Below are 25,782 nucleotides of genomic sequence, written 5' to 3'. Positions count from 1 at the left end.
CCTGACCCGAGTTACTTATTATAAACGATCTAATTCCTGCCTGTTTATTGCTCTGTTCGATTATGGGCAAATAAAATCGGTAGATCCAAATCATTGACTGGAGAGGAAACAGTATGACAAAACAACCAATGAAGCAGCCGATATACTCCCGGGAGATTCTTCCCCCGCCGGAATGCCTGGTTACGAATGGCAGGATTGCCTTCGGCACCTTCAACGGGCCCCTGAAAAAGATCAATCCCCTTGACGCGGCCAGGCCCTTCGGCGTTCCTCTCCCCCGCTTTTTCAGGAATTTCCGTCTCAAGGAATGGCAGGCCTTCCAGCTCGGCAACAGGGACTTTTTCATGCTCGCCGTGATCTACAACCAGAAGGCGGGGACCCTGGTCCAGTTCATCGTCTGCGACAAAAAAAACGGGCGGATGACCAAGTATGAAAAAAAGGTTCCCTCCTGGGTGACCGCCGTTCCCTCCTCCCTGGGCGACACCAGGGCGCGCTATGTTTCGGATAGCTTCCGCATCGACGTGCACAACAAGCTGGACCGGGGCAGGATATTCATTGACGTGGCCATCGACGCCGACGACAGGCTGCCGTCCCTGTACGGTCACTTCGAGGCCTTCCACGAAAAAGGAGCGGTGAATCCCCTTGTGGTGAGCCTCCCCTTCGCCGCCAACCGGGGCATGTATTCCCATAAATGCCTGATGCCGATGCAGGGGACCCTCTTTTTCGAAGGCCGGAAGATCGACTTCCCGAAGCGGGTCAGCTTCGCCATCATGGACGATCACAAGGGATTTTATCCGTATATTCTTAAATACGATTGGGTCACCGGCGCCTCTTTCACGGACAAAGGCCTCACCGGCTTCAACCTGACCGACAACCAGGTGCGCGACAAGGAGCGCTATAACGAGAATTGCCTCTGGCTGGGAAATAAGCTGCACCTGCTGCCGCCGGTTACCTTTAACCGTCCCAGCGGCGTAAGCGGCGAATGGACCATAAGGGACAACTACGGCATGGTGGACATCGCCTTCAGGCCGGTCTTCGAGAACCCACTGAAGCTCAACCTGGTCGCGATCAAAACGGATTACTACGGACCCTTCGGATCATTCACCGGCGCCATCAGGCCCTCGTCGGGCCTGAAGGTTTCCGTTGACGGGTTCTTCGGCATGGGCGAGCAGAAGTATTTCCGCGGGTAGGGCCGCTACACCGTGAAGCGGTCGTGTTCCGGGTCAAAGGGCGGCGACGTTATGATGAATATGACCATCCTGGCGCCGCCGGTTTTCACGAGGCCGTGGACCGTGCCGCGGGGAATGGAGATGAAATCGCCCTCGGCCACGTCCCGGTGCTCGTCGCCGAGCCTCATCCTTCCCTTTCCCTCGTGGACAAAGTACATCTCGTCGCTTATTTTGTGATAGTGGTCGGGCACCTCCAAGGGCACGACGCCGACGTTGAAGCTCATGGTCTCGTTCCGGAAAACCTGTTCCAGTCCGATTTTCAGATCAGCCCTCACCTCGACCCGGCCGAGCAGATCGGAGAGTGACTCGAATCCCATGACAGCCCCCTTCACGATTGGTATTTGAACTGCACCACATGATATCATCGTTCTTCGATGTGTCGAGTAATATTTTGCCTCGACTCCGCTCGGCAACCGATGCTCGGTAAAATTTGTGTTGAATTATATCTGCGATTACTCTATTTATAGACCAGTTGCATGATAAATCTATCCAGCACATTCAGGAAGGTGCCTGCATGAAAAAAATCGTCTTTACCATCGCTGTAGCTCTTGTTCTCCCGGTCATGGTTGTCTTTTCCACAAAGGTAATGGGCGGAAGCCAGTATAACGTGTTCTGCGCCGAAGGAAAGATCGAGGTGGACACCAGGACCCTTGAGGAGATGAAATCGGCCAGGGGATCGAACACCTGCATCAAGGGGACCTTCGATTACCTGTCCGACGCCGAGAAGCTGGCCGAGTCCCTCGGCGGCAAGGGAGCCTCCTGCTCCTGCAACTGATCATCCGCCGAAGGAGCATGGACCAGTATCATTATTTGTTGCACACGATTGCCCCATGATGATAATTGACAGGCAATAATGAAGTTACTGAAAAAAACCCTCCTGGTCCTGTCAATCGCCATAGCCGCAACTGCCGTGCTGGCGGTGCAGGCTATCCTGGTTCTCAATGCCGATTTCGCCCAGAGGCGCGCCCGGAAAATCATTAACGGCATCATTCCCGGCTCGATCACCTGGGAGAGCCTCCGCATTTCGCCGCTTACCGGCAGGGTTGAAATAACAAAGGCTCTCCTCACCGGGGAAGACCGGGCTCCCATAGCCGGCTTTGACCGCCTCAGGGCGCGGATATCGGTCTGGTCGGCCCTGCGGGGAAAGCTTGACATAGCCGAGGCGCGCCTGGAAAAACCGGTGTGCCTCCTCGCGCTGGACAGGGACGGCAGACTCAACATCGTCAAGGCCTTCGGGATCTTGCCGGAAAAACAGAAGGCTCCCGGCAAGCCCGCCGGTCTGCCGGGCTTTCTCGTTGTCGGGAAATGCGTTCTGGAAAAGGGACGCTTTGGCTTTGCCCGGCCTTCATCGAACTTTGAACTGGACATTGGCGATATCAGCGCAACGGCGGGACTGAACTTCAGGGATGAAACCGGATCCATCGAACTGACGATCGGCAGGGGATACTTCACTGCCGGGGGCCGCAGGACCGACCTGAAGCGCCTGACCCTGTCAAGCGCCGTCACCGGCGGAATAGCGGAGCGTCTCCGGCTGAAACTGCAAACCACGGCTTCGGACCTGGCGATAGAGGGGGACATAGAGGAGCTCTTCAGGAACCCCGCTTTCAACATCAGCGCCCGCTACGCGATTTCCCTGTCCGAGCTCCACGACATTCTGAACATGACCCGGCCCTTAAACGGCACTGTCAATGGCACCTTCAGGGCGCGCGGCACCGTGAACAACCCGGCCGTCTCGCTCACGGGCGATTACTCCGGCGGCGCAATCCTCGGGAACAGGGTGGACGCCGCCAGGGCCGACATCTCCATGGAGGACCGGGTCGTTACGATCAACACGGTGAAGGCCCTGGCCGGAGCCGGGTCCCTGGAGCTGCGCGGATCCATCAGCCTGCGCGATGCCTGCCGGGACGGCTTCATCAGGCCCAACCGCGATCCGGACATGATATCATACGCGGTGACGGCCGCTGCCAGAAATTATAATATCGGGAACATCCCCGGCCTCAGCCGCAATGCGCGGGGCCTTGTCAACGCCGATATATCCTTCTCCGCAAGGGGCGTTTACGCCGATACCATGTCAGCGTTGATGGACCTTAAGGGGTCCATAACGAATTTTTCCATCGGGACAAAAGCGGCGCCCGCCGCGGCGAGCCTCCAGGCAAGGGCGTCCATGGAAGACGGTATCCTCAGGGTGGACGCCCTGGAGGCGGACCTCGGCAACGCCCGTCTCAGGGCGGGCGGGTCCATCGATACAGCGGCTAAGTCGATGCGTGGCGCCTTCTCGGTCCAGAGCAAGGACATAGGCGGTGAAGCCTCGGCGCTGGGCCTTGGCGGCTGCGGCGGCTCCGCGCGCATGGAGGGCTCCCTTTCCGGGACCATCCGCCGCCCCGTCGTTGCTGTTACCCTGTCGGGAGAAGCGATCCACGTCAGGGACATCGCCATCGGCGATCTCTTTCTCGGCGCCACCCTCGATGGGGCCGGCGCGATAACAGTGACGAAGTTTACCCTGTCGAACGGCGAATCACGGGTCGCCCTGTCCGGCGCCGTCGGCCTTTTCAATGAGGGCCTCAGGGGCCTGCGCGCCGATCCTCCCATCACCCTGGACATAGAGCGCTTCGCGGTGAGCCCCGGCGATTTCGACGGCAGGTTCGGCGGCGCCCTGACGCTCACGGGCCGGGTTTCCGGAAGCGTCAGGGACCCCAGGGGGGCCCTCGCCCTGTCCGGCGCGAACCTCAACCTCCGCATCCAGAGATTCAAGTCCCTGGATTGCACCGTCAACTTCAGGGACCGGAAGGCCATCATCGATCCCCTCCTGCTGACCCTGTCGCCGGGCGAAGCGATCCGGTGTGACGGCTGGATCGGCACGGACCGCTCCTATGATTTCACCATGACATCGGACCCGATTTCCCTTACAAGGATCCAGGCCCTGGAGGCGGCGGAGGGATTACAGGGCAGGATGACCATAGACATGAAGGGTAAAGGCTTCCTAGGCAACCCGGCCCTGGGCGGCTCCATCGCAGCCACCGGCCTCACCTATGGCGACACCGCCTACGACGACATGATCGTCAGGGTGACCATGGCCGACCACCGCATCTCCTTCAAGGGGAGGATGAACTTCGATCTCGAAGGCTCCTACGATCTCAGGGACCGGGGCTTCACCGCGGCCGCCCTGTTCGACAGGACCGACCTCACGCCCTACCTTGCCGCGGCCGGCAGGAAAAGCCTCGGCGGCGCCGTCACGGGAACGGTCAGGGCCTCAGGGAACGCCGCCGCCCCGGCCCGGTCCGACCTGCGCCTCAGCCTGGGGCAGCTGGAGCTTTTCAGCGAAGGCCGGCGGCTGGTGACGTCGCGGAAATGCGAGGCCGTTCTCTCAAAAGGCATATTCACCATTCCCGGCATAAACCTTTCACTCCTTGATTCCGGGTGGATCGCCATCGGCGGCAGGGGAAACCTCTCGGGCCCCCTGGCCGTCACCTGCGACGCGCGGGTCCCCCTGGAGCTGGCGAACCGCTTCACGGACTCGCTGACCAATTTCACCGGGACCCTCTCGGTGAAAGGCGGCCTCACCGGGACCGCGCAACGGCCCCGCATGAGCGCGGTTATCGGCCTTGACAGGATCGGCTTTTTCATACCGGCCATCAATAACGATATCCGGGACCTCACCGGCGGGATATCGCTCTCGCCGGACAGGGTGACCCTGGACAGGATCCGTGGGAACGTGGGCGAGGGCGTTTTTTCCATCGGCGGCTCCATGGCGGCGCGGGGCCTGAAGCTCAGCGACATCAGGGTGAACGCCGCGGCGCGGAACATACCGGTCGAAATAACGGACACGATGCGCATGACCTTTGACGCCAACGCCCGCATCACCGGCAATTCCGCCAGGACCCTCCTCAGGGGCGACGTGACGGTGCTGGAGGGGATATATTACCAGGACCTGGTCCTCCGCCCCCTTCAGGAGATCGGCGCCGTGACGGACAGACCGACGAAGGCCGCAGACGAAAAAGCGCGCCGGACCATCCTCGACTCGATCATCATCGACGCGGCGGTGAGGACCAGGAGCCCCTTCGCCGTGGAGAACAATATCGCCGGCCTGAAGATCGCCAGCGACCTGAGGATCGCAGGCACCGCGGCAACCCCGGTCCTCATCGGCAGCGCCCGGGTCGAGAGCGGCGTGATCCACTACCTCGGGAGGGACTTCGACATTGTGAAGGGAAAGATCGATTTCATCAATCCCTACCGGATCGAGCCGCTGATCAGCATCAGCAGCAACGCCCGGATACAGAAATGGCTTGTCTCCATCGCCGTGTCCGGGACCCCGTCGACGCTCCGGTACGACCTGTCCTCGAGCCCGGTCCTGGACAGCAACAACATCCTTTCCCTGGTCATGCTCGGGAAAACGACCGGCGGCGCCATGACCTATTCCGCCAGCGACCTCCTGGGGCAGCTGATCGCCTTCAATTACGGGGGGCAGATAAAAAAATCGACCGGCATCGACACCCTCGAGGTGAAGGCCCCGGATCCGAAGACCGGCAAGGGGCAATCGGTGACCATCGGCAAATACCTTGACCGGCGCTTCAGCGTGTACTACACCGTCGGCAAGGACAGCAAGGATATCCGCACCGCCTCCACCGTGAAATACAGGCTGAACGACAGCGTCCTCCTTGACCTCAAGTACGACTCGAAGGGCGAGGTCGGAATCGACATGCAGTACAACAAGGAATTCCGCTGACACGCCATGAGACCCTTTACCGAGAGATCGACAGGAGCGAGGACCGCCGCCCTGGTCTTGGCCGCGGCGATGGCCCTGCTCTCCGCCGCGCCGGCCCGGGCCATGCCGGCGAAGGACGTCCCCTCCGCACGGTATAACGGCGCCGCCGTCGGTTCCATCACCGTGCGGTTTCATGATTTCAACGATCGGGAGAATATCAACGAATGGACGGACACGGCGCGGAAGGCGCTCCAGCTCCGCGAGGGCGATCCTTTTTCCGCCGCCCTGCTGGAGGATTCGAAAAAGTCCCTGGCCATGCTGAAGAGATTCTCGTCCATACAGACCGACATCCGCCTAGACGGCGGGAAGGTGGCCCTGGACTTCAGCCTGACGCCGTACCGCTTCATACGGAATATCGTCATCCGCGGAAACGGAGCGGTCCTGGAAAGCGAGATCTCCTCCACCATGACGATCCACGCCGGCGAGGCCTTTCAGCCGGAGCGCCTGCCGGAGCAGGAAAGGCTGGTCCGGGAGAAATTCATCGCCGAGGGATTCATCGACCCGGCCGTGACCGCCCGGGCGAAAAGGAGCGGCAGGGACGGCAACTACACGGTCTATGTCACGATACGGCCCGGCGCGTATTATTCCTACGGCGACATCACCGTGGAGGGGAACCGCGCCTATCCGGACGCCGCCATCCGGCTGCGGCTCTTTTCAGAAACCTTCCGCTTCATCGAATCTGAATTCAGGAACAACATCTCCCTCCTGCGAAAGCAGTACTGGAACCAGGGCTACCCCGAGGCCGAGATCCGGTACACGATAAACAGGGACCGGGCCGCCGGCCTTGCCGATATCGACATCACGATCAGCGAGGGCCGGAAATACAGGGTCCGCTTTACCGGGAACAGGCGCTTCCGGGACATCACCCTCAGGAAAAGCCTCGCCTTTGCCGAGCGGGGGAACAGGAACGACGCCGGCGCGAGAAAGAGCGCCCGGAACATCGCGGACCTCTACAAATCGAAGGGCTATCCCGGCGCGCAGGTCAAGGTGGAGACGCGGGAGGCCGTGGAGCGGGGAAACAGGCGCACGATCGTCACCTTCGTCATCGACGAGGGCCGCCGCGTCGACGTGGAGGAGCTGCGGATCACGGGAAACGCCTCCTTCGGCGAAAAGCGGATACTGAAGCTGATGCGCACCGCCGCGTCGGGACGGATCATAAAAAAAATATTCAATCCCGACCTGCTGAACAACGACATCCTCATGATAGAATCGTTTTACATAAAGAACGGATTCCGGGAGGCGGCGGTCACTCCCCGCGTCACGATGAGCCGCGACAGGACCAAGGCGCGGATACTGATCGCCATTGCCGAGGGACCGCGCACCCTTGTCACGGCAATCGGGTTCAGGGGAAACCATGTCATCGACGACAAAGACCTCCGGGCGAAAATCGACCTTGCCCCCGGCGCCCCCTTCCAGGAGGCGGCGGTCAAAAGCGCGGAAAACCGGATCGCCATGGCGGTGTCCGCCCTCGGCTATCCCTACGTCACCGTCAGGGGGACTGCTTCCATAAGCGCGGACCGCGCCGGCGCGGCGCTCCTCTTCACCATCGACGAGGGTAAGCAGGTCAGGCTGGGGAACGTGTTCTTTTCCGGCAACCTCCGCACCATGACGTCCTACCTGAAAAAACAGATATCCAACAGGCCCGGCGATCCCCTGTCGGTGTCCCGGATGCTGGAGGAGTACAAGAACATCAGCGACATGGAAATCTTCCAGTGGGTGAACATGGCGACCTCCGGCCTGGAGGAAAAGAAGGAACGGGCAGACCTGTACATCGACGTGCTGGAAAGAAAACCGTACGTATTCAACATCGGCGGCGGCTACAATTCGGAGAAGGGGTTCTTCGCCAATACCGGCCTGGAGGACAAAAACTTCCTGGGCAGATACAAGTCGCTGTGGGCCAGGGGCGAAGCGAGCGAGACCGGCTACAGCGCGGCCGCGGGATTGACGGAGCCGCGCCTCATCGGCCCCCGGGCCTCGGCTACCTTGAGCTTTTCCATAGAAAAGCTTAAGGAATTCAACCAGACCTTCGGCACCATCGTGTACGGCCCGACCCTGTCGATGAAATCGTTCTGGTTCGATGGCCTCGCCGCAGGCCTGGGCGTCAGCTACCAGCAGAGGAAAATGATCGGCTACCTGTCCATGGGAGACCTGGGCGATGTCGACAAGACCGGCACGTACCATCTCAGGCGGATACTCCTCTTCTCGGCCGCCCTCACCTACGACCGCAGGGATTCCTTCATCCGGCCCCGGAAAGGCTTCATCGCGGCCTTCTCCGCCGACGTATCGGTGGATCTCACCAGGCCGAAGTGGCGGCTCCTGGCCGCGGATTACTCCGACAATTTCATCAAGTATCACGGGAGCCTCAAGGGCTATATCACGCCGCTGCCGCGCCTCACCTTCGCGGCCCAGGCGGCGATCGGCTACATCCAGCCCTACACGTTTTTCAAGGGCGTCATCAGCGACCAGCTGTTCTACCTCGGCGGGATCGGGGACGTCCGGGGTTTCAGGGAGAACATGCTGAAGCGCGACCTCTTCAACAAGGCGGCCGGGGGCCGCGCGTCCTTCGCGGCGAGCGTCGAGGCCCGCATCGACCTGGGATACAACTTCGAGCTGACCGGCTTCTTCGACGCCGGCAGGATAGACAACACCTTCCACCGCTTTTTCAGAATGCGCATGTCCGCCGGCGCGGGCCTGCGCTACGTCACCCCCGTGGGACCCATCGGCCTCCTCTACGGCTTCAAGATCAACCGGCAGAGGGGCGATGACCTGGGGATGCTCCACCTGTCGATCGGATACACCTTTTAACGCGGTCCGGGCTCAGGGCCGCTACTTGAGGGACTTGATTTTCTCGCCGGTGAACTCGTTAATGGAAACGCCCAGGCGCATGCGGTTGAGCTTGAGCTGCAGCAGGGCGCGGTCGAAATCGTCCCGCGCGTTCTGGAGATTGGTGAGCGAGGTCAGCACGTCCAGGATCGTCACCTGGTTCAGCCGGTATTCATTCGACACGACCTGGTAGCTCTGCTCGGCCGACGCCAGCGCCTTGCGGTACGCCTCGAGCTCGACCTTCGAGCTTTCCCAGTTCTGGAACGAATCGACGATATCCTGCCTGGCGAAACGGACCGCCTGCGATAATGCCAGGTCGGCCTGGCGCTTCCTGGAATTGGCCTCCCGGACCCTGGCGAAGGTGATGTCGCCGCCGAAGATCGGCAGCTCCGCGCCGAGTGAAAAATAGTAATCGCGGGTCCTGGTCGGGTTCCCGTTGTTCAGACGCGCCCCGAGCAGCGAAGACGCCGGATTGGACGAAAGGGCCAGCTGCGTCAGCTGCCTGGTCTTATCGGTCTTGTAAAGAGAATCCTGCCAGAGGTAGTAGCTTCCTTCAAGATACGCGGAGGGGAGATGGGCCCCGTACGCGGCGAGGACGCCGGCCTTCGCGTATTCCCTCTGCTCCCGGGCGGCCTTCACGTCCCAGCGGGCCTCCGCGAGGGCCGTGACATCCCCGGGCGTGTACGGCGGGTCGTTCAGCTTGACCGAATCAGAAAGGGAAAACTCGGTCTCAATGCCGGTCAGGGCGGCCAGGACCAGCCTCGCGTGATCAAGGCCGGTGCTCAGGGACTTGATGCGCGCCTGGAGGGTGTATATCTGCCCGTTTGTCCTTAACAGGTCGCTCTGCCTGCTCCGGCCGATATCGACGCGGCGCCTGATCTCGCCGACCGTTTTCATGGACAGTTTGAGGAGCTCCTCGTTGTTTTTCAGGTCGCGCTCGAGAAGGAGGACCGAGTAATAGGCCGTTCCGACGTCCATCAGCAGCTGGCCCGCGCCGTTATGGAGCTGGTACTCCCTGATCTTCCTGTCGGACCACGCCGATTTGATCAGGGAAGCTTCCTTGAGGCCGGTGATGATGGGCTGGCGCAGGTAGAGGCTTACGGCCGACCGCGCCAGGTTTATATGCCTGGTGTCCGGATCGGGGAAGACCTTGTTCGCCCTGAGCGAAAAATAGGGGAGCCATGCCTCGATGGCCTGGAGCTTCCGCTCCTGCGCCTGGATCGCGCTCTCCCCCTCGATGGCCAGGCGCTCGGTCTTGAGCACCGCCAGGGCGAAGGCGTCGAAGAGGGTGATCTCCTTTTTTCCCGACGCCGCCCTGACGTCCTCGTCGGTGACGCCGGTGGCGGCGCGGAGCATTTTTTTCACGTCGCTGTCGATGGCATGAAGAGAAACGGTAAACAGCGCAGCGGCAAGAAATCCCAGTAGCGGGGCACAAAAAAGGCGGATCCTGTGGCCTTTTTGGGTAGTACGATATGTCATTCGAAAAAGCTTCATTGGTGTAAAATCATCCCATTAAATATTCAGGGAACAATCGTGGCTAATAATATAAAAATATCAAGAATTTTAAATATTCAGGGAAAAACACGGTCAACCCTCACCCCGCCTTCGGCGCGCACTAAGCGACAGGATGTCGCGCATGCAGCATCGTACATGGATGTACAAGATGTTGCCTCCCATGAAGTTCGGGAAAAAGGAGAGGGCTCTTTTTAATGCACCCCCTCTCCTTTTTTCAATTTTAAATGGGAGAGGGGGCCGGGGGGTGAGGGATCATAATGATAAATTAGCTCTTACAACTTTTTTCATAAATTGCCAAGTATTGTATTTGCATCTTATGACGACCCGATCATACAATGCATCCTATGAGTAACCAAGAATAAACAATCGCCGGCAGCTGCCATGACCCTATCTGACATATCGATAAAAAACACCGTCTTCGCCTGGATCCTGATGTTCGGCCTTATCATCTTCGGCGCCATCGGCTTCAGCCGCATGGGGATCAGCCAGATGCCCGACGTGGATTTCCCGGTCATCACCGTCACCGTCACCTGGGTGGGCGCCTCCCCGGAAACCATGGAGACCTCCATAGCCGATGTGCTGGAGGATTCCGTCATGACCATCGAGGGGATCAGGAACATCAGCTCGACGTCGATGGAGGGCCTCACAAACATAACCATCGAGTTCGAGCTCTCCCGCGACGTGGACACGGCCCTGCAGGAGGTGCAGACCAAGATCCTCCAGTCCCAGCGGAACCTTCCCGCCGATATCGATCCGCCCATCGTAACCAAGTCGAACCCCGAGGACAACCCGATCATGTTCACCTCCCTGAGCGGGACGGCGTCTCCCCGGGAAAAGGTGCTCTTCCTGCGCGACCGCCTCAAGGACGCCATCACCACCATCGAGGGAGTGGGCGACGTGCGCATGGGCGGCTACGTGGACCCGAACATGCGGATATGGCTCAACACCGACAGCATGGCCCGCCAGGAAATAACCGTGGACGACATCATCGCCACCATATCAAGCCAGCACACCCTGACCCCCTCCGGGTATATAGAAAGCGGTCCCCGCGAGGCCAATGTCCGCGTCCTTTCCGAGGCGAAGACCCCGGACGAATTCAAGAGGCTCATCATTACCCGGCGCGGCGGCGAGCCGATCTGGAGGCCCATCAGGCTCGGCGACGTGGCCACCGTGGAGGAAGGGACCGCCGACGTCAGGCGGATGGCGCGCTTCAAGGGCGTGCCGGCCGTCGGCCTCGGCGTCATCAAGCAGCGGGGCTCCAATGCCGTGGCCGTGGGGCGCAAGGTGAAGGAGAAGGTGCAGTCGCTCAACGTTTCGGGGATGCTTCCGAAGAACATGAAGATGAACATCTCCTTCGACAGCACCAAGTTCATCGAGGATTCCACCAACGAGCTCATGTTCACCCTGACCCTGTCGGTGATCCTGACCTCGATCGTCTGCTGGCTCTTTCTCGGATCGTGGAGCTCCGCCTTCAACGTCATACTGGCCATACCGACATCCCTCATCGGATCGTTCATCGTGCTCTACTTTCTCGGCTTCACCCTCAACACCTTCACGCTCCTGGGGCTTTCCCTGGTCATCGGCATCGTCGTGGATGACGCCATCATGGTCATGGAAAACATCGTCCGCTACTTCGAAAGCGGCATGAGCCGCGTCAAGGCGGCCATCGTGGGCGCCCGGGAGATAACCTCCGCGGCCGTGGCCGCGTCCCTGGCCATCCTGGCCATCTTCATCCCGGTCGTGTTCATGAAGGGGATCATCGGGAAGTTCTTTTTTCAGTTCGGCGTCACCATTTCCGTGGCGGTCATACTCTCCCTCCTGGAAGCCCTGACCCTGGCTCCGATGCGCTGCTCCCAGATGCTGCAAAAGGGCGGGGAAACCAGGCTCGGGAGGGTCATGGACGGATTCATGGAATTCGTTTCCTCGAAATACCGGGGCGCCCTTGTCCGGTGCCTCGACAACCGCTGGAAGGTGCTGGGAGCCGCCGCGCTGATCTTCGCCGCCTCCATCTTCCTGCTCCCTGGCATGCGAAAAGAGTTCGTGCCATCCCAGGACCAGGGCATTTTCATCGCCACCATAAGGACGCCCCTCGGCTCGTCGCTGGAATTCACCGATTCGGTCGTCAGAAAGATCGAGGCCATGCTAAAGGAGCGGCCGGAAGTGGAAAAATACTTCGGCAACATCGGGGGCTTCCAGGGGGGGCTGGTCAACCAGGGCACGATCTTCATCACCCTGAAGGACTACAAGGAGCGCCCCGTCGCCGCCCCGTTCAAGAAGCGTCCCACCCAGCAGGAATTCATGGGTTTCATAAGGGAAAAAATCAGGAAGATCCCGGGCATATATACCGCGAACATGATGGACCTGTCCCAGGCCGGCTTTACCGCCAAGCGCGGCTTTCCGATCCAGTTCTCCGTCCAGGGCCCGAACTGGGAAAAGCTCGGCGGGTACAGCCAGAAGATGATGGAGCGGCTGGAAAAATCGGGGCTGGTCACCGACGTCGACACCGATTACCAGCTCGGCATGCCGGAGGTGCGGGTGACGCCGGACCGGGAGCGGGCCAGGGACCGCGGCGTGACTATCACGAACATCGCCAACACCATCAGCGCCTCGGTGGGGAGCCTCCGCGTCGCGAAGTACACCGGCGAGTCCGGACGGCGCGACGACGTGCGCATCAAGCTCCTGGACCGGTATAACCGCGCGCCCACCGACATCAGCCGCATCAAGGTGCGGAACATCCACGGCGAGATGGTCCCCCTCTCCAGCGTCGTCGATATCGCGGAAAAACCCTCGTACCTGACCATCACCCGGTACAACCGGGAGCGCGCCATCAACATATTCGCCAACATCGGTCCGGGGAAATCCCAGTCCGACATACTGGCCTTCATAGAGAAAACGGCGAAGCAGGTCCTCCCCCAGGAATACCACATCACCTTTTCAGGAAGCTCCGAGACCTTCAAGGAATCCTTCGAGAGCCTGATCTTCGCGCTTATCCTGGGGATCGTGGTGGCCTACATGATCCTCGGGTCGCAGTACAACAGCTTTCTGCACCCGATCATCATCCTTCTCGCGCTGCCCTTCAGCGCCAGCGGCGCCTTCATCGCCATGAGGATGACCGGCATATCCCTGAACATCTACAGCATGATCGGCCTGCTCCTCCTGATGGGGATCGTGAAGAAGAACTCCATCATGCTGGTCGATTTCACCAATCACCGCCGCGTCGCCGGCATGGACGTCCATGAGGCCCTCCTTGACGCCTGCCCGGTGCGGCTACGGCCGATTTTAATGACCTCGCTGGCGACCATCGCCGCAGCCATACCGCCGGCCCTCTCCCTCGGCCCCGGGGCGGAAACGACCCGTCCCATGGGCGTCGTGGTCATCGGCGGCGTGTTCCTGTCGACGCTCCTCACCCTCTTCGTGGTCCCCTGCGCCTACAGCCTCATGAGCCGCCTTGAAAGCACACGGCACCAGAAGGAGCTCCACGAGGCCCTTGATTCCCTCGGGGAGATCAAGAATTAATCCGTAAAGTGCCGCGCCTGGACCGCTGTCGTGACCGCCTCTTCGCTCATGAGCCTGGTCCGCAGCCCCTCGATCCTGGGCAGCTCGTATTCAAAGAAGTACTTCATGGCGAGCATCTTCCCTTCCAGGAAATCCCGGTCCGCTTCCGCGGCGTTGGCAAGGGCCTTTTCGGCCGCCATCCCCTGGAGTAGCCACTGCCAGGCGATGCAGATGATCCCGGACATCTCCAGGTAGAGGGTCGCGTCCGCAAGGAACCGCTCGATCTCGCCCTTGACGGCGATGCCGACAAGGGCGCCCGTTACGGCTTTAAGGATATCCACCGCTCCCTTCAGCTTTTCCGCGCAGGGGCCAAGGCCCCTCACGGACCGGGCGGCCTCGATCGCCTTTGCCACCTCTTCCAGGTAGATCGCGGCGGCCTTCCCCTTGTGCATGGTGACCTTCCTGCCGAGGAGGTCCATGCCCTGTATGCCGGTGGTCCCTTCATGGATCGGATGAATGCGGATGTCCCGCATGTACTGCTCCACCGGGAACTCGTCGCTGTAGCCGTAGCCGCCCAGGCACTGGATGGCAAGGCTGGTTGAAATGATGCCCATCTCCGACGGATAGGTCTTGACGATGGGTGTCAGAAAATCGAGGAGCAGCTCATTGCGCTCCTTTTCCTCGCCGCTTCCGGCCTGCGCCAGGTCGACGAGCTTGCCGGCGTACACGATGAGGGAGAGCGACCCTTCCACGATGGCCCGCTGCTGGAGCAGCATCCGCTTCACGTCGGCGTGCTCGATGATGGGAACCTGCGGCTTCGCCGGGTCCTTCTCGCTGATGCTCCTCCCCTGGAGCCGCTCCCGCGCGTATTCGAGGGACGCGTGGTAGGCGGCCGAGGCGATACCCGTGGCCCCCAGCCCCACGTTGATCCGGGCCTCGTTCATCATCTGGAACATGTAGGAAAGGCCTTTGTTGGCCTCCCCGACCAGCCATCCGCGGCAGTCGTCGCTCTCACCCATGCTGAGCTGGGCGATGGGCGCGCCCCGGTAGCCCATCTTGTGGTAGCACCCGGCGCAGCTCACGTCGTTGGGTTCTAGCTTCCCCGGCGCGGCGAAACGGTACTTGGGAACGACGAAGAGGGAAAGCCCCTTGACGCCTGCCGGGGCGCCCTTGACGCGGGCCAGCATCAGGTGCACGATATTCTCCGCGACATCGTTGTCGCCCGATGAAATGAAGGTCTTCTGCCCCCTGATCAGGTAGTAACCCCTGTCCGTCGGCTCTGCCGACGTGCGCACGTCGCTCAGGGAGCTCCCCGCCTCCGGCTCGGTGAGGGCCATGGTGCCCTGCCACTTCCCCTCGGTCATAGGCGAGACATAGGCTTTCCGCAGCTCCTCCGACCCGAAGGAGAGGATGAGGTTCACCGCCCCCGTGGTGAGGCCGGGATACACGCTCAAAGAATAGTTGGCCGCCGCGAATATGAACTGGCACGCGTTGAACACCGACACCGGCATCTGCTGGCCTCCACTCTCGTAGGGAAAGATGGCGCTGATCCATCCTCCCTCCCCGGCCATGGCCGTGAACTCCTTCACTTTCGGATGGACCCTGATGGTGCCGTCGACATACTTCGGCGGGTTCTTATCCATCTCGGAAAAGAGCGGGAACATGTGCCCGGAGGCGATCTTCATCGCCGTGCCGATGATCATGTCCACGCTCTCCCTGGTGTATTCGCCGAAGCGCTCCAGCCCAAGCAGGGATTCGATATCATGGACGTTAAACAGGGTGAATGCTAGATTTCGCTCGCTGAAAAATCGTTCTGCCATATTTAATTCCTCCGATAATCTGATTACGTCATTGCAAGGTTCACATGCTATTTTGACAGCGCCGCCATGGTCGCTTCGATCATGTCTTCCCGGAAGGCATCCGCATCGGCATCATCGATATAGAAGTGCTTGAAATGCCGGTATCCCTCGTACATCGAGATGATGATATCCGCCGCGCGGCCCGGGTCCCTGAGGGGAATGGCCCCGTCGTCGTTGATCTTGCCAAGCTCATCGATGATGAGTTTTTTCAGGATGGCGTACATCTCCTTCAGCCGGGCGCGGATGCGCGGCTCCCGGCCGCTCATGGAGAGGATGGCGAAGTCGCCGCTGATGTCCGACATGCCGTACCAGGCCTCGCTGAAGAATATCTCCACGAGGTTGCGCAGTCGCCTGCCGGGGTCGCCCGATTGGACGATCAACTCCCGGTAGATCTCGCCGGACCTGCGGATGATGTAATCCACCAGTGCGATGATCAGGTTTTCCTTGTTCCGGAAGTAATGGATGATCAGGCTGGGATGTATGTCCATCCGCTTCGCCACCTTGCCGATGGACGCGCCTTCGATACCCTCTTCGAGGATGACCTGGTAGAAATTCTTTACGATATCCGGCTTTCGTACGTCGGCGTTCTGTCTTTTTTTTATCCCTTGCATTTATCATTCCATGATGATTGCGATCATATCGACACGCCTGCCTCGTCGCCCTCGTGGACCGCCTCGATGAGCCGGCGGGGCTTGATGACATCGCCCGCCTCGGCGAAGGGAATGCCGAGCTTTTTCAGGGACTCCGCCAGGCCGCGCTCCGGCGCGGACCCGAAGGCCTTTATGATCATGGCCGCGGGCCCGACCCGCAGCTCCTTTCCGTCCTGCTCGACCGTGACGGTGTCCTGTTCAATGGCGGTGATTCTGCTGTTCAGCATCAGGGTCCCGCCGCTCTTTTTGAGGCGCCGGTGGAGCCAGTAGCCATGGGCAGGGAAGGAGCTCACCGGCGGGAACTTCGCCATCTCCACCACGGTGACCGCGGCGCCCCGGTCGATGCAGAAATCGGCGGTCTCCATGCCCACGTAGCCGCCGCCCAGGATCACGACGGGGCCTTTCACCGCAGCCTTTCCGGTGAGAACGTCCCGCGCCTCGAAAACAGTGCTGCCATCGATGCCTTTGATGGGAGGCGTGACCGGCGCCGCTCCGGCCGCGAGGATCACCGCGTCCGGCCTGTTGTCCGCGAGCATCGCTTCGGTTACCACGGCAGACTTTTTCACGGCGACGCCCAGGTCCTTCAGCCGGCGGGCGATCCATTCCACCCACCGGTAGAATCCTTCCTTGTGGGGCGGCTTGCTCGCGGACAGAAGCTGGCCTCCGCACAGGGCCTCGCGCTCAAAGAGCGACACGGCATGGCCCCGCAGGGCCGCGGCCAGGGCCGCCGAAAGGCCCGCCGGCCCGCCTCCGATGATCCACACCTTTTTCCGGGCATCGCTTTTTTTGTAGCGGTCCTCGTGCTCCCTGCCGCACTCGGGGTTGATGGAGCAGGTGGTTGGCTTGAACTCGAAGCTGAGGCGCTCGATGCACCCCTGGTTGCACCCGAGGCACCGGCGCACGTCGTCCCATCTGCCCTCCCTTGCCTTGACCAGGACCTCCGGATCGGCCAGGAGCTGGCGCCCCATGGCCACCAGGTCCGCGTCGCCCCGGGCGATGGCCTCGTCGGCCATGCGGGGATCTATGATCCTTCCCACGCCGATAACGGGGACCTTCACGACCTCCTTGATCTCCCGGGCCCGGAAGAGGTTGAATCCCTCCGGTGTGTCCGACGCGGCTATGGTGAGGAGGCCCGGCGTGGTGTAGACCCCGACCGATACGTGGATCGCGCTCGCCCCGGCGTTAACAAGGCGCGGGGCGAGCCACTTCGTGAACTCCAGCTCGAAGCCGCCCTTGATGCACTCCTCGGCCGAGAGCCTGGCGATGATCGGGAAATCGGGGCCGACCTTTTCCCGGGCCGCCTTCAGTATCTCCAGGTAAAACCGGGCGCGGTTCTCGTCGCTGCCGCCATACTCATCGGTCCTCCTGTTGGAAAAGGGGGAAATGAACTGGTGCACCAGGTAGCCATGGGCGCCGTGGATCTCCACCGCGTCCATACCCGCGCTCTTCGCCCGCAGCGCTCCCATGGCATAGGCGTTCACAATCTCCCTGATGCGGTCAATGGACATTGCCTCGGTCGGCTGGTTGTAGATGAGGCTCGGCAGCTCCGATGGCGCCTCCGGCTTTGCCCCTGTCACCGCTTCAATGGTCTCGCGGCCGGCGTGATGGAGCTGTAGGGCGATCTTCGATCCGTGCCGGTGGGCGGCATCGGCCAGGCGCGACAGGCCGGGGATAAAGGAATCGTTCCATACCCCTATCTCGCGGCCCATGTTCTTTCCCCGGGGATCGATGGCGCACTCCTCAGTGACGATAAGGCCCACACCGCCCCTGGCCCTTCGTTCAAGGTAGGCGACAAGCTGGTCTGTTACCGTGCCATCCTTTCCACCGTAGCCGGTACCCATGGCGGGCATGACAACGCGGTTTGCCAGTTTGAGATTATTGATGCTATAAGAGCTGAAGAGATGGGGCAGTTCATTCATGGTTTTTACTCGCAGGAATAATATTTGATTCTCTTAAGGATTAAGGGGCAAAGCCCCTTATACGCCCACTGGGCGACCCTGAGTTATCCTTTATTATGAAGTTAAGACTACATAATTAACTGAACATTCATTTAATTACCAAGGGATTGTCAAGCAGATTTAGATAGGGTCAGAGCAAAATTATTTTTTACCGATAACTATCGGTAAATGATATTGATTATTATGCAAATTAAACTGGCTATAAAAAAATAGAGTCACATTAGAGGCGCGTCACTCTCCGGCAGCAGGCGCCGGTCCAGCAGGTCTGTGGGGACGCCTGTTTCTCCTGCGCTTGCCGCTTTTGCCGCCCTGGCGGCCCGGCACTCCTTCGGGCCGCTGCCGGTTCGGCTCAGGCCGCTGCTCGCCGCCCTGGTGCTGGTGCCGGGCGCCCTCGTGGGAAGCAGAATGCACCCCCCGCTCTTTCCAGTACTTCAGCTCCTCCTGGTATTTCCCCGACGCTTCCGCGAAAATCTCGAAGAACATGAGCGAATTGGCGAAATGGGCGTTACGCACGAAGCGCTTTTCAAAGCCCTTCCCCTTGGGACCGCTCACGGTACGGGTGAAGCTCGACTGGCGGGCAATCAGGTTCGTAATGGCGTCCCACTCGCGGCGCGGGATCTTGAGGCGCGTCACCACCTCGTTGAAACGCTGATGCATCATGGAAAAAACGTCCTGGAATCCGCGCTTCTCCCCCATGGCCTCATCGAAAAGATCATAGAAGAGCGCGGCCAGGAGCACTGCCGGCGGGATCTCCTCGCCGGCGGCGCGGCGGCGGTCCACCGCCGCCAGGCGCGGCAGCAGGACCGCGTGCCGCTCCGGCGAGAGTTCCGGCAGCCAGTGCTGGAGTATCCGGAAGTTCTTCAGGTTCTCCATGGTTCCGGCCGATGCGCCGCTCCGGAGTATCTTGTACAGCTCCTCCAGCATGCGGTGGGCGTTAGCCTGGGTGATCATGTGCGCGCTGCCTATGGCCGCCTTGAAGTCGCGGCGGGACAGGGTGAAGCCTAGCTGCGCGCAGAAGCGGGCGGCCCGGATTATGCGCACCGGGTCTTCGGCGAAACGCTTGGCCGGGTCCCCGATGGACCGGATCGTCTTTTTCTTCAGATCTTCGAGGCCGCCGCCGTAGTCGTGGATGGAGCCGTCGGTGCTGTCATAGTAAAGGCCGTTCACGGTGAAGTCGCGGCGAAGTGCGTCCTCAGCGATGGTGCCGTACTGGTTATTGGCGGCGAAGCGCCCCTCGCCTACGACCTCGTCCGGGTCAACGGCCGCCCGGAAGGTGGCCACCTCCACGAAGCGGTCGTGGCTGATGTACACATGGGCCAGGCGGAATCGCCTCCCGATGAGGAAGCAGCGCCGGAACAGGCGCTTGATCTGCTGGGGACGGGCGTTGGTGACGATGTCGAAATCCTTCGGCTTTTTGTCGAGAAGAAGGTCGCGGACGCATCCGCCCACCAGGAAGGCATCGTAGCCGTTGCCCTTCAGGCGCTGCATGATGTCAAGGACGTTCCGCTCGATGTGCTTCCGGGACATGGAGTGACGGGTCTGGGGCACTATTATGGGATACTTTTTTCTGAATAGAGCAGGCAATAGTTTCATATATGGTCAAATCGCGATTTTTTCACACATTACAATTTCCGCTTTTATTTGTCAATAAACGTTTGATATAAATGTGTATCACATCTTCCCCTCAACACGGCTCACTTCGACAAAGCTCAGTGCAAGCGGGACAAGCCGGCGCGCCCTCTCCCATTAAGCCAGGGAAAAAAGAGAGGGTTCCTTTCCTAAATCCCCTTCTCCTTTTTCCAATTTTCAATGGGAGAAGGCAAACGCCTTCGCCACATCCTGTGGCTGCGTTTGCATCAACCTCATCCTGAGAACGCGGGCCGGGGATGAGGGGTCAAAAGTATTCAAAACATGGGCATTATCTATCAAATAATTGAAAATTCAAAAGTATACTTGACGTATTTCAAAATCAGATAATCCTTCCGCTATGTCCCTCACGTCCTCATTGAAGCGGAAAGCCGCGGCTTTGAAAAAGGAGCTATCAGCCATCTATTACGCCTATCAGCATCCCCGGACAGGCCTGGCGCCGCGCCTCATCATTCTTTTCACCCTCGGGTACGCCATGAGCCCGGTGGACCTGGTACCGGATTTCATTCCCGTCATCGGATACCTGGACGACCTCATTATCATTCCGCTCCTCATTGCCCTGTCGGTGCGGCTCATCCCGGCCGATGTTATGGAGGAATGCCGCCGGAAGGCCGGGGAGCGCCCCGTCACTCTGAAAAAGAACTGGAAGTTCGCGGCAGTGATCATCCTACTCTGGATAATCATCATTCTCATCATTGCCCGCAAAGTAACAGGAATAGTCTTATCCTGACACAATATCCGGCAGCACGCTACGGGGGCATCGTGTCGCATAAGGTTTTGCGCGAGCTGCGATCAATCCGCAGCTCCATATTCACTTATTATTAACAGAATCTTTATAATTTCTTAACAATTTTTTAGAATTAGTATATTATTCAGAATACATGAATTCTTTGAAATCGATGATCATCAATCCCAATACTGCATCAATACCCAGGATTACGCAATGGATATTTATATAATATTTTTAATATTTCTCGCCCTCGCCTTTGATTTCATCAATGGATTCCATGATTCAGCCAACTCCATCGCCACCGTCGTGTCGACACGGGTTCTCTCTCCCCGGTACGCCGTGATGTGGGCAGCCTTCTTCAACTTCATTGCCTTCCTCTTTTTCGGCCTCCACGTGGCCGGCACCATCGGCAAGGGCATCATCGACATCAACATCATGGACAATGAGATCATACTGGCCACCCTGGCAGGCGCCATCACCTGGGACCTCATAACCTGGTATTTCGGGCTTCCCACCAGTTCCTCCCACGCCCTCATGGGGGGCCTTATCGGCGCAGCCCTGGTAAAGGCCGGCACCACCGCCCTTGTATGGAAGGGAATTGTCAAGACCGTGATTTTCATCTTCGTTTCGCCGATCCTCGGACTGACCCTCGGTCTGCTGATCGGTACCATCGTATACCGCGTCTTCTGGAACAAGGCCCCGGGCCAGGTGGACCACCTCTTCAGGAAGGGCCAGCTCCTATCGGCCGCGCTCTACAGCCTGGGCCACGGCGGCAACGACGCGCAGAAGACCATGGGTATCATTGCCGGCCTCCTCTTCAGCTCCGGCTTTCTCAAGGGTGAGTTTCACATTCCCCTCTGGGTGGTCCTTTCCTGCCACGGCGCCATCGCCCTGGGCACCATGTTCGGCGGATGGAGGATCGTGAAGACCATGGGGCAGCGCGTGGCCAAGCTCAAGCCGGTGGACGGCTTCTGCGCGGAGACGAGCGCTGCCGGCACCCTTTTCCTCGCGTCCTTTCTCGGCATCCCGGTGAGCACCACCCACACCATAACCGGCGCCATCATGGGGGTCGGCTCCCTGAAGCGCCTGACCGCGGTGCGGTGGGGCGTGGCCGGCCAGATCGTGTGGGCCTGGATAATGACCATACCGGCGGCAGCCGTTATTTCCGCCCTTGTCTATTATGCATGCGGCATACTGTTCTGACAGTCTCTTACTCCCGGTACAACTCATCAGCCCATAGGCGCAGCAAGGATCACCGGCCATCCCTCGCCGTCACCCCGCCAGCCGCCTTGATCCGGCAGGATAGTAATTAAAATGTAACCTTTGCTCCGACGGCGGCACACAATCATTATTGACAGATTTTTTGATTCAATTCATACTTGGTTTTAATCAAGAAACATATTGCATAACGCATTGATCGAGGTTGTTAGGAAATGAGACACACCCCTGTAATCATATTCATTGTGCTTGCCCTGTCCCTGTCCTCCTGCGCGTCTCTCACCAGGCCGGCGGCCGTTGTGGGAAGCGAGGACGCGGCCATCGCCAGGCTGGGAGACGACATCCGTTTTCACAAGGTGCTCCTGGCGCGCAAAAGGATCGGCGTATTCTATTTCACCACCCTGGACTGGCGTATCGTTGACGCGGGCAGGCGCCTGTCCGGGAAGCTGACCGATTACCTTGCCGCCAAGGGAGGCCTTACCCTGGTTCCGCTGGCCAGGCTGGACGCGATGATGAAAAACAGCGCAATTGAGCATGCCACCATGTACGATATCGACGCTGTCCGCAAGAGCGGGGGAGGCCTCCCGATCGACGCCATCATCTACGGCACCATCGTCCATGACGCGGCCATGGTGACCATCGAAACAAGGGTGATCGACGTGGCAACGGGGCGCCAGATCCTGGTGAACGCGGTGCGCATGCCGGCATCCGGGGAAATGGCTCTCAACGACAAGGCGGAGCTGCTGCAGCTCTACAGGAAATCGCCGGAGTCGGTCACTGCCATGAACAAGTCATACTATATGCTCTACTGGATGAAGATCAACCAGCCCCTGGTGTACCTCCTTGTAACGTTAAACAAAAAGGAAATGGAACCATTGAAGAAAACCCATGTCATCCTTTCCGGAAAGCTCGATAAGCGGTATGAACGTTATCGTCAGGACCGCCCCGACGTCATCAGGAAGATCAACACCCTGAAGGCAGGCGTTTCCCTGATGGAGCGCTATGACCAGCAGAGATTCGACGATATTTCAAAATGGAAGAAGGAGCTCCTCGCAAGGATGAAGTAGGATCCTCTAACAATCCGATGAATTGACGCGGGGATAAAAATTAATTTTTTCAAACACTGTTGATCCGCACTGCGGACCAACCTTACCGATTCAGGATAGCGTCTATCCTCTCCGAAAGCTTCCTCACCGCCTCGGCCTCGGCGCTCATCTCCGACGCGCCGGTGACGCAGTCGACTCCCATGACACTGTAAGGATTTTTCGGCTTCCCGGCCGTGAAGAAGAGCACGATCTTCTTCTTTTCCTCGGGCTCCTTCACCCTGCCGATGAACCACCGCGTCCGGGCGTTGAACATCTGCCACGCCAGGAGCGCGTCCACGATCACAAGGGCGTCGTATTTTTTGTATTCCACCGAATCGATCTTTTCTATGGGCACCATGGAAACGCGGCAGCTTTCCCTGTAGCGCTCCTCCAGGCCCCTGGCGACCCGGTCCTTGTATTCGCTCGACAGGGTCGCTATCATGATCTTCTTCTTCGCGTCGGCCGGGCCGACCTCCCGTATCCCTTTGCCGCAGTATGCCAGGACCATGATCGGGAGCATTATCACGGCCAGTTGGCGTATCCGTCTCATCTGGACCTTCCTCTATTTTTTATCAGGCTTCTTTTTATCGGCCTTCGGCTCTTCGGTCATCGATCCGAAACGATCGAAATAGCGGTAACCGCCGCCCCAGTTGATGAAGCGGGTGTAGCCGGCCTTCTCAAGCTTCTTGAGAACCATCTGGGCCCTGCCGCCGGTTTCGCAGTACATGATGATATTCTGCGTTTTGGGGATTTCGTTGAGACGATCCATGATCTCTCCCGACGGAAAGCTCTTTGCCGTGGGAATGTGGCCTTTGCGGTAGGCCTCGGCGGGCCTCACATCAATGATCCAGATATCCTTCCTCGGCTTTTCCGTCAGCTCCTTCAGCTTCGCCGGCTCCATGTATTCTTTGAGCGCGGCCCCGTCCTTTCCGGTGTACCCCTCGGAACAGCCCGAAAGCAAGGCGGCCGCGATCATAACCGCTACTGATACGATTGTCTTTTTCATTATCGTCACTCCTCCTTAACAGTGTCATGGCGCCATCCGGTCCCGGGGCCCCGATCCTACCTGATCCACTTCAACTCTCGCTTCAGTTTCTTCTGGTCGCTGTTGAGCTGATATTTCGCCATCATGTCAAGGGCGGCGCCGGCGTGGAGCGACGCCTTTTCTTTCTGGTCCGCTTTCTTATAGGCTTTGGCCAGCAGGGCATGGATATACATCAGGTCCGCCGGAGCGGCTATGGCCGATTTCAGCCCCGCCTCAAGGGTCTCGATGGCCCTGTCATACCGCTTCGTCTCAAGGAGGGCGTGGCCCTTGATCCGGTAGAGGCTCGCGTCGTCCGGGTACACCGCCAGCCATCGGTCCATGGACGGGATGAGAGTCTCAAGCTTGTACAGGTCTTCATCAAAGCTCCAGAGCCGGTAGGCGAAGGATATCTGGAGCAGGTTGGCATTGTCCGGGCTTATCTCCCTGAGGGCCCTGTCCGGATCGACATAAAAGAGATCGGCCGAGGCGAGGAGGCCCTTTATCGCCGGGTCGTTGATGCGGGGATCGGCCTCCCGGAACACCGACACCTTCCCGGTGTTCCTGTTGTACCGTATCATGCGGGCGAAGGCCGCGTACATCGGGGCCGTGCTGAAATAGATGTCGCCTGACCCGGGCAGGAGCACCATGGACTGCACGGTCTCGTAGTTGTTGACGGTGAACTTGCCGTAGGCGTTCTTATGGGAGTAGTAATCGGTATTGCCCAGCAGCGCCGCCATGTCATCGACGCTCTTCACCTTCGGGGCCAGCTCCGTAACGCGGCATATCCTGTTCTCGTTGTAATCCCCGGCGGCCTCCTCTATCTGCTTGTAGCGGCGGTTCAGCTCGTCGTGGAGGTACCTGTTCTCCACGAAGACAAAGTTCGACGTCAGCGGATTTTTCCTTATCTCGGCCCCGGCCATCTCATAGATGGCGCCGGTCTTCTCCGAGGCGCTGCTGATGGTGAAGAACCATCCGCCGTCGCACACGTATCCTTTCAGCAGCCTGTCGACGTCGGCCAGGGTCGCCGCGTCTTCCAGCACCTCCCGGGCCTTGTACCCGACGGGTACCCCGGGGTTCTTGACCTCTTCCGTCAGGAAGCTGATGTTCAGGGTGATCGCAATCCCCGCGTCGCTCATGCCGCTCAGTGCGGGAAGATATCCCATGATGCTCAATATGGTGTACGACCGCTTGCCCAGGGGACTCATTTCCATGATAAGGGGATACCGCCCCAGGTTCGACGGCGTATAATCCAGGTTCCTGCCGTGGATCAGGTTCCCGTCATTGTTGACGATGACGGAGCTGCACCCCAGGGCGCCCACGATATCGGCGGAGAAAATGATGCGGATGATGTAGTCATAGTCAAGGCCCGTGGCGTCAGCGAATCCCCTGAGCTCCTCCCGGTAGCGCTCCGGAATGGCCTTCCCTTTTTTCGAGGCCTGGATGTTGTACATCAGCCGCGCCAGGGGCCGGAGGATCGGGGGCACAAGGGTGAAAAAGGCGTCGATCGTCTTCTGCATTTCGCCGTAGGACCGGTGGATCTCATTCTTCAGCAGGGCCCCGTACTGGTAGCCCATTTCATAGGGCGAGCCGCTGAGCTTCACGAAGGGAATTCCCTCGCGGGTTTCCATCCTGCCCTCGCCGAAGGTCCGTATTCCCTTTTCATCGACGAGGCTCCAGCCCGGCACGCGGCCCCTGTCAGTATCTTTCGCCACCGTTTGGGAGGCGGGAGCGACAAAGAGTATTGCGGCGATAAGGATCAACGAGACTATGGCATGGCGTTTTTTCATGGG

17 protein-coding genes are annotated in these 25,782 nt (G+C 59.5%); 8 read left to right on the top strand and 9 right to left on the bottom strand.

What is annotated here, in order from left to right; translation table 11 throughout:
* Positions 1-113 precede the first annotated feature (113 nt).
* Positions 114-1,187, top strand: coding sequence for a DUF2804 domain-containing protein (locus KA369_10335; GenBank protein MBP7736357.1), 1,074 nt, complete (start codon positions 114-116; stop codon positions 1,185-1,187).
* Between the two features lie 5 nt (positions 1,188-1,192).
* Here the strand turns inward: KA369_10335 and KA369_10330 are convergent, their stop codons facing one another.
* Complete coding sequence (locus KA369_10330; GenBank protein ID MBP7736356.1) at positions 1,193-1,543, bottom strand: cupin domain-containing protein; 351 nt, start codon at positions 1,541-1,543, stop codon at positions 1,193-1,195.
* Between the two features lie 197 nt (positions 1,544-1,740).
* Between KA369_10330 and KA369_10325 the strand changes: the two genes are divergently transcribed.
* The 3 genes from KA369_10325 to bamA all read left to right on the top strand — a co-directional run bounded on the left by KA369_10325 (position 1,741) and on the right by bamA (position 8,793).
* Positions 1,741-2,001 carry a hypothetical protein gene (locus tag KA369_10325; protein ID MBP7736355.1) on the top strand — a complete coding sequence of 87 codons (261 nt, stop codon included), beginning with the start codon at positions 1,741-1,743 and terminating at the stop codon, positions 1,999-2,001.
* Positions 2,002-2,079: 78 nt separating this feature from the next.
* Positions 2,080-5,949, top strand: coding sequence for a translocation/assembly module TamB domain-containing protein (locus KA369_10320; protein ID MBP7736354.1), 3,870 nt, complete (start codon positions 2,080-2,082; stop codon positions 5,947-5,949).
* Positions 5,950-5,955: 6 nt separating this feature from the next.
* Positions 5,956-8,793, top strand: coding sequence for an outer membrane protein assembly factor BamA (gene bamA / locus KA369_10315; protein ID MBP7736353.1), 2,838 nt, complete (start codon positions 5,956-5,958; stop codon positions 8,791-8,793).
* A gap of 21 nt (positions 8,794-8,814) precedes the next feature.
* Here the strand turns inward: bamA and KA369_10310 are convergent, their stop codons facing one another.
* Positions 8,815-10,290 carry a TolC family protein gene (locus KA369_10310; protein MBP7736352.1) on the bottom strand — a complete coding sequence of 492 codons (1,476 nt, stop codon included), beginning with the start codon at positions 10,288-10,290 and terminating at the stop codon, positions 8,815-8,817.
* A gap of 417 nt (positions 10,291-10,707) precedes the next feature.
* Here KA369_10310 and KA369_10305 point away from each other — a divergent pair, with 417 nt between their 5' ends.
* Positions 10,708-13,842, top strand: a complete 3,135-nt coding sequence (locus tag KA369_10305) for an efflux RND transporter permease subunit (GenBank protein MBP7736351.1) — start codon at positions 10,708-10,710, stop codon at positions 13,840-13,842.
* Here KA369_10305 and KA369_10300 read toward each other — a convergent pair.
* The 4 genes from KA369_10300 to pcnB all read right to left on the bottom strand — a co-directional run bounded on the left by KA369_10300 (position 13,839) and on the right by pcnB (position 19,881).
* Entirely contained in the window at positions 13,839-15,641 is a 1,803-nt protein-coding gene (locus KA369_10300; GenBank protein MBP7736350.1) for an acyl-CoA dehydrogenase C-terminal domain-containing protein, read from the bottom strand. The genes KA369_10305 and KA369_10300 overlap by 4 nt on opposite strands.
* A gap of 47 nt (positions 15,642-15,688) precedes the next feature.
* Positions 15,689-16,291: a TetR/AcrR family transcriptional regulator gene (locus tag KA369_10295; GenBank protein ID MBP7736349.1), complete on the bottom strand. Its 603-nt coding sequence runs from the start codon at positions 16,289-16,291 to the stop codon at positions 15,689-15,691.
* A 23-nt stretch (positions 16,292-16,314) separates the two neighbouring features.
* Positions 16,315-18,249, bottom strand: coding sequence for an FAD-dependent oxidoreductase (locus tag KA369_10290; GenBank protein ID MBP7736348.1), 1,935 nt, complete (start codon positions 18,247-18,249; stop codon positions 16,315-16,317).
* Positions 18,250-18,519: 270 nt separating this feature from the next.
* A complete protein-coding gene (pcnB, locus tag KA369_10285) occupies positions 18,520-19,881 on the bottom strand; it encodes a polynucleotide adenylyltransferase PcnB (GenBank protein MBP7736347.1) in 1,362 nt (453 codons plus the stop codon).
* Between the two features lie 394 nt (positions 19,882-20,275).
* Here pcnB and KA369_10280 point away from each other — a divergent pair, with 394 nt between their 5' ends.
* From KA369_10280 to KA369_10270, 3 genes are all read left to right on the top strand, one after another.
* Positions 20,276-20,665 (top strand): DUF1232 domain-containing protein, encoded by a 390-nt coding sequence (locus tag KA369_10280; GenBank protein MBP7736346.1) that lies wholly within the window; start codon positions 20,276-20,278, stop codon positions 20,663-20,665.
* Between the two features lie 213 nt (positions 20,666-20,878).
* A complete protein-coding gene (locus KA369_10275; GenBank protein MBP7736345.1) occupies positions 20,879-21,868 on the top strand; it encodes an inorganic phosphate transporter in 990 nt (329 codons plus the stop codon).
* 230 nt (positions 21,869-22,098) lie between these two features.
* Entirely contained in the window at positions 22,099-22,950 is an 852-nt protein-coding gene (locus tag KA369_10270; protein ID MBP7736344.1) for a hypothetical protein, read from the top strand.
* 82 nt (positions 22,951-23,032) lie between these two features.
* Here the strand turns inward: KA369_10270 and KA369_10265 are convergent, their stop codons facing one another.
* The 3 genes from KA369_10265 to KA369_10255 are packed head-to-tail and all read right to left on the bottom strand — an operon-like array spanning position 23,033 to position 25,779.
* Positions 23,033-23,518: a hypothetical protein gene (locus KA369_10265; protein ID MBP7736343.1), complete on the bottom strand. Its 486-nt coding sequence runs from the start codon at positions 23,516-23,518 to the stop codon at positions 23,033-23,035.
* Positions 23,519-23,530: 12 nt separating this feature from the next.
* Positions 23,531-23,974 (bottom strand): rhodanese-like domain-containing protein, encoded by a 444-nt coding sequence (locus tag KA369_10260; protein ID MBP7736342.1) that lies wholly within the window; start codon positions 23,972-23,974, stop codon positions 23,531-23,533.
* Between the two features lie 56 nt (positions 23,975-24,030).
* Positions 24,031-25,779, bottom strand: coding sequence for a hypothetical protein (locus tag KA369_10255; protein ID MBP7736341.1), 1,749 nt, complete (start codon positions 25,777-25,779; stop codon positions 24,031-24,033).
* Between the last annotated feature and the right edge of the window lie 3 nt (positions 25,780-25,782).

The sequence above is a fragment of the Spirochaetota bacterium genome, assembly GCA_017999915.1.
Classification (GTDB): Bacteria; Spirochaetota; UBA4802; order UBA4802; family UBA5550; genus RBG-16-49-21.
The sequence above is the reverse complement of the archived record's forward strand: the minus strand, read 5'-3'. Positions and strand labels throughout refer to the sequence as shown.

What these genes read in the sequence shown, in the direction of transcription:
- KA369_10310 (MBP7736352.1), bottom strand. Translation starts at nt 10,290, where the DNA reads ATGACATATCGTACTACCCAAAAAGGCCACAGGATCCGCCTTTTTTGT.
- KA369_10265 (MBP7736343.1), bottom strand. Translation starts at nt 23,518, where the DNA reads ATGAGACGGATACGCCAACTGGCCGTGATAATGCTCCCGATCATGGTC.
- KA369_10270 (MBP7736344.1), top strand. Translation starts at nt 22,099, where the DNA reads ATGAGACACACCCCTGTAATCATATTCATTGTGCTTGCCCTGTCCCTG.
- KA369_10300 (MBP7736350.1), bottom strand. Translation starts at nt 15,641, where the DNA reads ATGGCAGAACGATTTTTCAGCGAGCGAAATCTAGCATTCACCCTGTTT.
- KA369_10280 (MBP7736346.1), top strand. Translation starts at nt 20,276, where the DNA reads ATGTCCCTCACGTCCTCATTGAAGCGGAAAGCCGCGGCTTTGAAAAAG.
- KA369_10325 (MBP7736355.1), top strand. Translation starts at nt 1,741, where the DNA reads ATGAAAAAAATCGTCTTTACCATCGCTGTAGCTCTTGTTCTCCCGGTC.
- KA369_10305 (MBP7736351.1), top strand. Translation starts at nt 10,708, where the DNA reads ATGACCCTATCTGACATATCGATAAAAAACACCGTCTTCGCCTGGATC.
- KA369_10330 (MBP7736356.1), bottom strand. Translation starts at nt 1,543, where the DNA reads ATGGGATTCGAGTCACTCTCCGATCTGCTCGGCCGGGTCGAGGTGAGG.
- KA369_10290 (MBP7736348.1), bottom strand. Translation starts at nt 18,249, where the DNA reads ATGAATGAACTGCCCCATCTCTTCAGCTCTTATAGCATCAATAATCTC.
- KA369_10320 (MBP7736354.1), top strand. Translation starts at nt 2,080, where the DNA reads ATGAAGTTACTGAAAAAAACCCTCCTGGTCCTGTCAATCGCCATAGCC.
- KA369_10335 (MBP7736357.1), top strand. Translation starts at nt 114, where the DNA reads ATGACAAAACAACCAATGAAGCAGCCGATATACTCCCGGGAGATTCTT.
- KA369_10275 (MBP7736345.1), top strand. Translation starts at nt 20,879, where the DNA reads ATGGATATTTATATAATATTTTTAATATTTCTCGCCCTCGCCTTTGAT.
- pcnB (MBP7736347.1), bottom strand. Translation starts at nt 19,881, where the DNA reads ATGAAACTATTGCCTGCTCTATTCAGAAAAAAGTATCCCATAATAGTG.
- bamA (MBP7736353.1), top strand. Translation starts at nt 5,956, where the DNA reads ATGAGACCCTTTACCGAGAGATCGACAGGAGCGAGGACCGCCGCCCTG.
- KA369_10260 (MBP7736342.1), bottom strand. Translation starts at nt 23,974, where the DNA reads ATGAAAAAGACAATCGTATCAGTAGCGGTTATGATCGCGGCCGCCTTG.
- KA369_10255 (MBP7736341.1), bottom strand. Translation starts at nt 25,779, where the DNA reads ATGAAAAAACGCCATGCCATAGTCTCGTTGATCCTTATCGCCGCAATA.
- KA369_10295 (MBP7736349.1), bottom strand. Translation starts at nt 16,291, where the DNA reads ATGCAAGGGATAAAAAAAAGACAGAACGCCGACGTACGAAAGCCGGAT.